This window comes from uncultured Campylobacter sp. (assembly GCF_938018035.1).
GTDB lineage: Bacteria > Campylobacterota > Campylobacteria > Campylobacterales > Campylobacteraceae > Campylobacter_B.
This window is the reverse complement of record NZ_CALIJF010000261.1, coordinates 1-1,473: the sequence shown is the minus strand read 5'-3', so window position 1 is coordinate 1,473 and position 1,473 is coordinate 1. Positions and strand designations below refer to the sequence as shown.

General features: G+C 51.1%; 1 pseudogene. It reads right to left on the bottom strand.

The features are described 5' to 3' along the window. Positions 1-1,433, bottom strand: a pseudogene (locus tag Q0257_RS07790) (hypothetical protein); the annotation flags it as partial. Between the last annotated feature and the right edge of the window lie 40 nt (positions 1,434-1,473).

Here is a 1,473-nt window from a genome sequence, read left to right as displayed (position 1 = left end):
TTACCTACTTCGCCGCCGTCATTCGCAATATTTGGCGCGCCCGCCTCATAGTCGCTTGCACCTTGATTATTGACGCCTTCGCTTGCGGGTCTTACACCACTCAGCCTAGCGGTAGCACACGCACTAAATTTGCACTCATCGTCATTTTTTTCGGCGCGACGATCGGCGCTCGTTTCTTGTTTTGTATTGCTCGATCGAACAATATCATGTGTGCGTTCGCTCACTTCATTACTATTAGAAGCACAGCACACGTCGCTTACCCTCTTGAGCTTCAAATTTCCGTTTTCGCTATGCTCCACGCAAGAATTGTTGCAGTCGCCGTTTTTGTCGCGCTTTAAATTCCCCTCGCTATATCCGCTACAGATCGCGCTATGCTTAAGATAGCTCCTTGCGCCGTCTGAGCCTTGAGCCGTGCCCGCTACGTAGCATTTTTCGTCACTTGATGCGTTATTTTGCGTATTGCAGTGCCCGCTAGCCGAGTCGTATTTTGTGTCGTCTATGCTTTGAGTTGCGCTGCCCGCGCAGTTTTTTTCATCGCGCGCCGCGCTGTATTGTCCTTCGCAGCCAAGCCCTGCGCGTCGCAGCAGATCCCAGTCGAAGCTCACGCCGTTGCCGCCCAGGTTCGCCCCTTTGGCGTCGAATAAGATCCGATCGCAACTTAAACCCTCAAGCAGCGGCATTTCGGCGCCGATGCTTAGAACCTGCCATGCCTCTATGCCCGCCGCGTTAAGCCGCGCTTTGAAATCCGCGCTTATGCGTCCATAAATCTGAGCGCAGTCCAACTCGCAAAGGCTGCAAATTTTTAAAATTTGCTCCTCGTCTAAAGCTTCCGCATCTAAAATTTCAGAATTCAGATCCTTTATCGAAGCAGGCACAGCGCAGTCTGCGTTTAAATTTACGTTCAAATCGTCGCGCTGCTTTTCGCAAAATTCCGCGGCTTCGTAAAATTCTACGCCGCCGCTCTTGCTCACGTAAATTTTATCTTTGCAAATTTCATCGCCGCAGGCTTTGCCTCTAAAATTTTCGCACGCGGCGGCGCTGTGTTTTGCCGAGCTCAAAGCAAAGACGCCCACGCACTTTGCACCGCTTTCATGCGCGATACGCGCGATTTCGCGTGCCGTTTCTATGCTGACACGGCGCTTGGAGCTTGACACAAAGATCACGCCTAAAAATTCCACCCGCAAGCTCGAGCCACCGCTCTGGCTTCGCGAACCGCTACCGAAATTTTTATCGCAATTAGAATTTTGCTCGGGCGTAAAATTTGCATGATTTTGTGCGCGGTATGCGGAATTCTCGCCGCCTGATTGCGGTAAATTTTTAGCGTCGTTCGCGCGCTCTAAATTTGCGCATAAAGCCGAGCTGCACGCCAGCACAGTGCGGGCTTCGGCGGCACTTTTGATGCCGCAAATTTTGATCTTACTTCTGTACGACATATAAAAATTCCGTCACGTAAAGCTCGCGCGCGTTTAAATT